This window comes from Sphingobacterium sp. UBA7253, from assembly GCF_002472745.1.
Lineage (GTDB): Bacteria > Bacteroidota > Bacteroidia > Sphingobacteriales > Sphingobacteriaceae > Sphingobacterium > Sphingobacterium siyangense.
The window spans coordinates 36,124-44,382 of record NZ_DKSP01000201.1 but is presented as its reverse complement, the minus strand read 5'-3'; the positions used below and the strand labels follow the sequence as shown (position 1 = coordinate 44,382).

The following is an 8,259-nucleotide window of genomic DNA, read 5'->3' as shown; positions in this document are numbered from 1 at the left end:
CACCCGGCTTTGTTTTTTTGTTCTTTAAAAATCGTATTTTGTTTTTAAACACACGAACGATGCTAACATTTGCAGAAAAAGTAGTTTTATTCAATAAACACCTTCATTATCAAGGAAGTCTTCCCCCAGAATTCAATGTTATCAACCCCTACCTTGATAACCCCGAAACATTAGTCGTAATGGAACAGTTCTACCAGAAATATTACAATGATAATCTAACCAGAAAATTCATTATCGGCATTAATCCGAGCAGACACGGTGCTGGTGTAACGGGAGTTCCTTTTACAGACACCAAAAGATTAGCTAGTGCATGTGGAATAGAGATGCAATCTGCACATACCCATGAAATATCTTCGGTTTTTATGTACGATATGATTGAAGCTTATGGTGGCCCAGAGATCTTCTACAAACAGTTTTACATCAATTCGCCATTTCCCCTCGCGATTGTGCGAGAAACAAAGCCCAACAACTGGATCAATGCAAATTATTACGACGACAAGCAACTTTTTGATATGGTCAAACACTTTATGATCGATTCCCTAAAACAGCACATTTCCATAGGCTTAGCGACGGATGAGGTCTTTGTGCTCGGAAAGAAAAATGCAACCTTTCTCGCCAAGATCAACAAGGAAGAAAAGTTGTTTGGAAAAATGACCGTCCTCGACCATCCGCGCTATATTCAACAATATAAATCCAAAGACAAACTGCATTTTATCGATAATTATATCAACTTGCTAAGCGGCTTATAAATTAGAGGCGAAGTATTTATTTTTGCTAGCATCGTCATAAAGAATGATAACCTTAGCCCCCTGGAGAAGCACTCCACGACTATGGCCCTTCAGGCGATTGGCTTCATTGGCAACATTCACAGCATAGACCTTACCCGCATAAAATTTGCTTACTTCCGGAAAAATGGTATGCCCTACAAAGATTTTTCGAGCACCATATACATCCATTAACTTTTCTAACTCTGTTTGTGGCAAGGGAAGATATTTTTCTTCTTCACGAACCATTCCGCGGTACCATAGTGGCCCCTCACTGCCAAATAGGAAAGTAGCAGCTTTCGATTTTTGCCGTTCTTCCTTCTGTTGAAAAAGATGATGACGTACCGAGTCATTGACCGCTGAGATCGACCATTGAGGATCCAACATCGCTGCACTTAGCCCGGCATGAACAAACAGATTATCCCCGATCTTTTCCATGGTATTCTTTGTCTGTAACCATTTCCCCAACTCCGTATTTACTGACCAAAAGTCACGATAATCCCTACCTACCTTCTCTGCTAAAGCTTTGTATTTTTCTTGCGTATATTTATAATTTCCGCGTAAAACCATCTCTTCATGATTACCAAATAAAAAGTGGACCTGCCCGCCAGCTTTTGCAGCCTCGTATTCAAGTTTATAGATCAACCAAAAGATAGGCAAAACATCTTTCCCGCGGTCAAACACATCGCCTATGATGACAAGCTGATTACTCCCAAACGTCCACTCGTAGTTTAACCCTATGACCTTCTGCGCGTTGAGAATCGAATAGAAAGATTCAAAATCACCGTGCGGATCCGACAAGACCACAATCTTTTTGCTTGGACGATAGGACCAGGCAGGAGCCACCATGGGATGACGCCAAACTTCAAATTGGTGCTTACCGTCTTCCGTCGAAACCTTAAAGGCTTTTATATGCTCCGATTTTTCGGACAACACCTGACCATGTTCCACACGGATACAACTACTGTCACCATTTTCATAAAAAAAATAAGGACCGTCAAACTTCCCCAATTCCAAAGCGCTTTGGGCAACAGCACCTTGCATAACGCCAAATAGAACAAACAAATACCAGATCACGGCGATTCCATAGGAACCACCGTGCTTTGCTTTTAAATGAATTTTCATACGATATTAATATCCTTCATTCTGAACAATATTATTATTTGCATCAATTTCAACCCTTGGAATGGCCATTAAAGTTTTAAAAAATGTCCGATCAAAGGATTTTGTTTCCGGTCTCAATGAAGGTGAAACATGGGCAGCGCCCTTTCGTTCGATACGCATATTATTGCGCATAGCATCAAACAAACGATGCCCCTCCCCTACAAGTTCACGACGGCGTTCTTCCATAACGCGTTCTAAAGTAACTACACCACTAATAGATTTTGCCGGATTTGCACGTGTAACAATCGCATTCAAATACTTTAAAGCATTCGCATTGTCACCTAGCTTCACCGCCGATTCAGCAGCAATCAGGTAAGCTTCCGAAAGACGAAGCACCGGGATATCTGCAAACTCCGGGTTCTCCCCATCAGCTGTATTGCCCGGATACTTATTTAGATAATAATAATCAACTTGCTTGCTGGTATATTTGGTAATGATTTTATGACGTACATCGTTTGCATCATTCTTAATCAGATTCATATAATCATCCGACAGAATAATATCATTATACCCATTACGCCATAATAAATTGCCGATCCCCTCTTTTCCTGGCCCACTTTCTGTCTTTAGAACGGATAGTCCAAACAAAATTTCACTGGTAAAATCCTTTGACCAAACAGTGGCATACTCACTATTCGTCCACAGGATGTATTGCCCTTTTGTCGAACTCTGTGCCGCTTCGGCATCTTTAATGAATTGATTTGTCAGCGCAAAAGCCTTTGCATGATCTCCCGTGTAGAGATAAGCTCTGGCGAGTAGTAGTTGAGCACCAAATTTATTCAGCTTACCATTCTTTTTCGCTGCACTTAACAAGTTCACTGCGTTTTCCAGATCTTCAATCACCTGTTTGTAAACATCCCTAACCGAATTTCGCACCGGTTTATTGGTAGAAGCATGTTTCTCAGTTTCGATCGGTACGCCTAAAGAAGCGCCATTGTCTTTTGTGTAGGGAGCTCCAAAAACTTTCACCAGATCAAAATGGGCCATTGCTCTAAGTGTGAGGGCCTGACCTTTGATATCTCCCAGCTCTTCCGTCATTTGGCCTTCTGGAACACCATTTACATAGGTCAAAATACCGTTGGCATTTCTTAATACGCGATAGGGTTGATACCACAATGAACTAGGTGTATTATCTTTATTAAAGTCAAAAAGATAATACTTTGCAGCTCTTTTTGTATCACCATTAGCCAACATATCTTCTCCTGTCACATCCCCATAATAGGTCATTCTTGCGCCATAGTATTCATATCCGCGCATAATATCATAAATACCATTTAAGGCATATCCCGCATCACGAACAGATTTTATAGCCTGCGAACTTTCTGTTGATGTACTCGGTTGCGCTTTCTCCAACCATTGGTCACCGCATCCCACCAAAAGAGTGGAAGAGAGCAATACCATTGATAATATATTTTTCATAGTCTTTTTTTAGAATTTAACATCCAAACCAAAGGTTACTGTCTTCAATTTAGGGGACTCAAAATACACGGTACCATTTACAGGTACTTCCGGATCATAGTTTTTGTAGGCTGCAAACGTCAATAGGTTTACGCCCGAACAATATGCCCTAATATTACTTACTTTGAGGCGACGCGAGATCTGCTGTGGCAAAGAAATACCAAAAGTCATATTCTTCAATCGAATATGATCCGTAGAATGGACACGACGTGTATTGGCCACACTACTCATATCGTAAGTATTCCCGACCATAAACATCTCGATATCGGTTACGTCACCAGGCTTCTGCCATCTCCGTTCATAATACTGTGGTATATTATCATAGCCAGTTTTTCCGCCTAGTTCAGTCTTGCTTGCACCACTGTCATAGGAGTTGCCGCCAAGTGAATAAGTCCAGGTGAAATTCAGATCAAACATCTTATACCGGAACGTATTGGTAAACCCACCGATCAGTTTTGGATCGACACTTTTGTAAAGAATACGATTAGCTTTAGTATAATCCTCTGTAATATCCCTTGATCCTAAATTTGAAGGGTCATTGACATAATATTGAGGTACCCCAGTCTCCCGGTTTATTCCAGCAAACTCAATAAGATAATAACTATACCAAGGCTGGCCTATACGATGTATTGACGTACCATCGCGTAATTCCTCACTACCATCGGCCAAAGCTATTGTCTTATTTTTGTTCATACCGAAATTCAAACTCGCATTCCATTTGAACGCTTTGTCACGTAGAATATCTGCATTCAGATCCACTTCGATACCCGAGTTTCGAATTGCTCCAATGTTTGTCAGGTAAGATCCGAAACCCGTTGTTAAGGAGGTCGGCATATCATTCAATAAATCTGATGACTGCCTTCTATACCATTCGAATGTAAGTCCCAATCGATCAAATAAACGAACATCCAAACCAATATTAAGGTTATTCTGTTTTTCCCATCTTAGGTTTGGATTTCCGATCTGTGTTTCCCTGATCCCCGGATTATTCCCATACGGATAGCCAAATCCTGTTAAATCCATGTAGGTGAAATAACTTGAAGGCAAAGTACCGTTTGTACCATAAGACACCCGAATCTTTCCATCTGTCAGCACATCGTTCAAAGAGTCCATAAAACTCTCTTTCGTAAACTTCCATGCGCCTGACAGTGACCAAAATGTGCCCCAACGGCTGCTCCGATGAATCCTTGAACTACCATCCATGCGCACACTTCCTCCTAAGAAATACTTATCATCATAATTGTAGTTGGCGCGCGAAAGATACGACAGCAATCGCCATTCCGTATTCGACCCGGAAAGATCAGTGAGCACCGAACCATTGGAAAGTACAATCTTTTCTACCGAAGGGAAGTTATCTTTGGCCCCATCCATCCCATCTCTGCGGTAACGGTTGACTTCATAACCGCCCAAAACATCCAAATGGTGTTTCGCCGCAAATGTCTTGGTATAGGTCAAGCTATTACGCCACACCATTTGATTATAGTCGGTAAAACTTGTAGACAATGAACCATTTGTCTTCTCACCATCTGAAGTCCGCGGATCAGACCAGGAGTTGTATCGAGTCGTTGTATGATCTAAACTGAAGGTTGTATTGAAAACGAGACCATCCATAAACTTATAGTTTGCAAAGACGGTATTGAACGATCGATCTGCTTTTTCCCGACGGTAATTATACAATGATGATGCTTTCGGATTACGTGGACCATTGGAGAAAAAATCCAAAAAGAAGCTACCGTCTTCATTATATACAGGTTCGGAAGCAGTCAGTTTGTGACGTGATGAATAGATCGGTGATGTGTAAGTTCCGCCTTCCGAATTAACATCCTGGTTCACATTTGAATATAAAATATTAGCCCCAAGTTCTAGCTTGTCGCTCATTTTGTATTTCACATTCAAACGACCTGTTAACCTTTCAAAACCAGACTGATAAGACAAGCCTGTTTGATTGGTATAGCCCAATGATGTATAGTATGAGACTTTGGAATCCCCACCGGAAGCTGACAAGTCTGCGTTTCTAAACGGTGAATTGCGACGAAATAGTTCCTTTTTCCAATCTGTCCAGCCGCTCCAGGGTTGCGGTGCATATTTATCAATATTGTTTTGTGCAAAATCTTCAATCAATGTTTCGTCAGTCAACTTGTCGATATAACGTGCTTTGTTGCGAAGCCCTTCAAGTAGCATTTCGCGCCGTTGCGGACCATTCATTACCTCACGAAAATCTGTCGCTTGACTGGAAAGCCCATAGTCACCTTTGAACGAAAATACAGGTTTCCCGGCCTTGCCCGATTTGGTTGTGATCAAGATAACACCGCCTGCTGCCCGGGAGCCATAAAGCGAAGCTGCTGCCGCATCTTTTATCACCGTAATCTGCTCAATATCTGCATTACTCAAGGTAGACATGACATCGAGACCAGCATTGTTTGAACTGCTAGAAGAGATATCGCCCGACATCACTGGCACTCCATCGATAACAAAAAGCGGCCTATTGACTGCATTGATAGACCCCATACCCCGTATTCGAATATCCGTTGAACCTCCTGGCTGACCCGATAGGGAATTAACCTGCACTCCAGGTGCATTACCTTGGAGCATTGTCGAAAAATCTACTGCTGGTACATCTGACATACGCTCTGTACGTATTGTTGAAGCAGAGCCAGTATAGTCCGATTTCTTAAATGTACCATATCCAGTGACAACGACTTCTGCCAGATTCGATAGACTTGGATGCATGCTAACATTCAAGACATCTCCGTTCACTTCTACTTCTTTACGCTCATAGCCAACAAAACTAAATACCAGAATTGACCCTCTGCTTACAGCAATTGTATAATTTCCATTGGCGTCTGATGCAGTTGCTTTTTTTCCGCCCTTTACGGCTACACTTACCCCAGCAAGCACTTTGCCATCCTGATCGGTAATTTTGCCCTGAACAGGGCTTTGCTCTGCTAGCCAGCCTACATTTGTGAGCGGCGCATACTGCTCGAGACGACTGTTATCACTAATCTTCACAATAATAGAATTGCCTTCTTTGATGTAGCTAAGACCTCTAGGAGACAACAGTTCATTTAATGCCCGGTCTAAGGAGAGATTATTAAAATCCACACTGACCTTAGGACTATTGCTGATAATTTCTGATTTACATAATACGGTATATCCAGTTTGTTTTTTGATTTCCCGAAATACATCAACAATAGGACTATTCTTCTTTTTTATACGCACCGTCTGAGCGAAACTTCCAGCTTGAAGCTGCACGATACTAAACAAAAGAAGCATAATAATCATTTTCATAATAATGAGGTATTTATACTTTTTCATTACATTTGGTTGGTTTTGTTAGTTTAATAAACAGTTGAGTAAGTTTTATTATATCTCGAACCAATTTGCTGGGGAAGTGCCACCTTCCTCAGCTCCTTAAAAGGACGAAATAATGATTTAATGTATTCTTATTTCATCAATTTCACCCTCCTTCCTTCAATCTGAACTTTTATTTTATCGTCTGTCATTTTGATAATCTTAAGTACCTTATCAAAATTGTCCAAACGCGATACTGATCCCCATAACCTAATTTTCGACACACTTGGAGCTATTTCGATATCAATATCATACCATCTCGCTATTTGTGTCAATGCCGTTCCCAAAGGTTCATCGTTAAATGTAAACTCATTATTCTTCCAGGCAATACTTTCCTCTACAGCGGCTTGTTGAACAGAGAGTTCTTCGCCATTCACCAAAGCCTGTTCTCCGGGAACAAGCAGTCTTTCCTTTCCTATAGGCACAGATACCTTTACTTTACCTTCCAACAAAGACACTTTTGATTCCTGCTCTCCCGGAAAAGAATAAACATTGAAATGAGTTCCCAATACTTCGACTTTCTCTTTATTGGTCACAACCACAAAAGGTTTATCCCGCATCTTTTCGACCTCAAAGTAAGCCTCACCATCTAATTCTACAACACGTGTTTGGCCTATAAACTTGTTGGGATAACGCAAGCGCGTATCGGCATTCAACCACACCTTAGTACCGTCAGACAGGGAAATCTGATATTGCCCACCTCTAGGTGTTGACAAGACCATCATCTGTCCTTTATCTTCTTTTGTATTCACTGCAACCGAACCATCGCTATACTGGATCTTACTTCCCATTAAAATCCCACTATAACGCCCATCCAGGTCTACATGCGTTCCGTCGGCAAGCTGAAGCCTTGCCTTATTGGCTCCGGGTACAAGATCTTTAGCCAGGAGTATCGGATCAACAACAGTTTGAGCTTGTTCATCTTGTTTCATTTTCCAAGTCCCCAGCCCAATTAAACCGATGATACATGCCGCAGCAGCAGCATACAACCGATATTTTTTGAACCAGCTCACCTGCTGCTCAGTTGACTTTACGTCAATTCGATCTAAAATGGTCGACAAAACCCTTTCTTCTGCCTTTATTGCATCAGCCTCAAAAAGACTTTCATAAATTTTAAGTTCTTGCTGAAGGTTTTCTGGATTTTCTAACTCCATTAACATGCTCTGCAATTCTGGGTATTGTTCAAATAACAACCGGAGTTCCACATGTGTATCACGATGAATTTCACCCTTTAAATAGGAGTTCAGAAGTGTTATAATGTGGTCTGTACCATGCATACTTTTCGTCATCGTTTCTTTCGTCAATAAAAACACGGCGACTCACAGAATCTTACATAAAAAAGTAAAAAAATATTAAACAGGTAAAAAAACAGCGCAGAAGCTTAGAAAACCAATCAGAAAATAAAAAGATAAGGGTCAAAACAGAATAAATAGCGGGGTATAAAATCGGATACGCCCCGGCTAATTCTCGCCGACTAAAGATAAAAACGCGAGGAGCGTTAATGCATTTTTAGTCCCCAACA

The 8,259-nt window shown here is 41.2% G+C and carries 5 protein-coding genes; 1 reads left to right on the top strand and 4 read right to left on the bottom strand.

Annotated features, from left to right (window positions below; genetic code table 11):
- Positions 1–59: 59 nt before the first annotated feature.
- Entirely contained in the window at positions 60–749 is a 690-nt protein-coding gene (locus B2X72_RS20235) for an SMUG2 DNA glycosylase family protein (RefSeq protein WP_286851257.1), read from the top strand.
- Here B2X72_RS20235 and B2X72_RS20230 read toward each other — a convergent pair.
- The 4 genes from B2X72_RS20230 to B2X72_RS20215 all read right to left on the bottom strand — a co-directional run bounded on the left by B2X72_RS20230 (position 744) and on the right by B2X72_RS20215 (position 8,026).
- Positions 744–1,889 (bottom strand): metallophosphoesterase, encoded by a 1,146-nt coding sequence (locus tag B2X72_RS20230; RefSeq protein ID WP_115046587.1) that lies wholly within the window; start codon positions 1,887–1,889, stop codon positions 744–746. The genes B2X72_RS20235 and B2X72_RS20230 overlap by 6 nt on opposite strands.
- Positions 1,890–1,895: 6 nt before the next feature.
- Positions 1,896–3,347 (bottom strand): RagB/SusD family nutrient uptake outer membrane protein, encoded by a 1,452-nt coding sequence (locus B2X72_RS20225; RefSeq protein ID WP_115046586.1) that lies wholly within the window; start codon positions 3,345–3,347, stop codon positions 1,896–1,898.
- A 9-nt stretch (positions 3,348–3,356) separates the two neighbouring features.
- Positions 3,357–6,701 (bottom strand): TonB-dependent receptor, encoded by a 3,345-nt coding sequence (locus tag B2X72_RS20220; protein ID WP_286709652.1) that lies wholly within the window; start codon positions 6,699–6,701, stop codon positions 3,357–3,359.
- Positions 6,702–6,829: 128 nt separating this feature from the next.
- Positions 6,830–8,026 carry a FecR family protein gene (locus B2X72_RS20215; RefSeq protein ID WP_286851256.1) on the bottom strand — a complete coding sequence of 399 codons (1,197 nt, stop codon included), beginning with the start codon at positions 8,024–8,026 and terminating at the stop codon, positions 6,830–6,832.
- Positions 8,027–8,259: the final 233 nt, after the last annotated feature.

Bases quoted from the DNA above. Each gene is read 5' to 3' on its own strand.
- B2X72_RS20220 (WP_286709652.1), bottom strand. From the start codon at position 6,701: ATGAAAAAGTATAAATACCTCATTATTATGAAAATGATTATTATGCTT.
- B2X72_RS20230 (WP_115046587.1), bottom strand. From the start codon at position 1,889: ATGAAAATTCATTTAAAAGCAAAGCACGGTGGTTCCTATGGAATCGCC.
- B2X72_RS20215 (WP_286851256.1), bottom strand. From the start codon at position 8,026: ATGACGAAAAGTATGCATGGTACAGACCACATTATAACACTTCTGAAC.
- B2X72_RS20235 (WP_286851257.1), top strand. From the start codon at position 60: ATGCTAACATTTGCAGAAAAAGTAGTTTTATTCAATAAACACCTTCAT.
- B2X72_RS20225 (WP_115046586.1), bottom strand. From the start codon at position 3,347: ATGAAAAATATATTATCAATGGTATTGCTCTCTTCCACTCTTTTGGTG.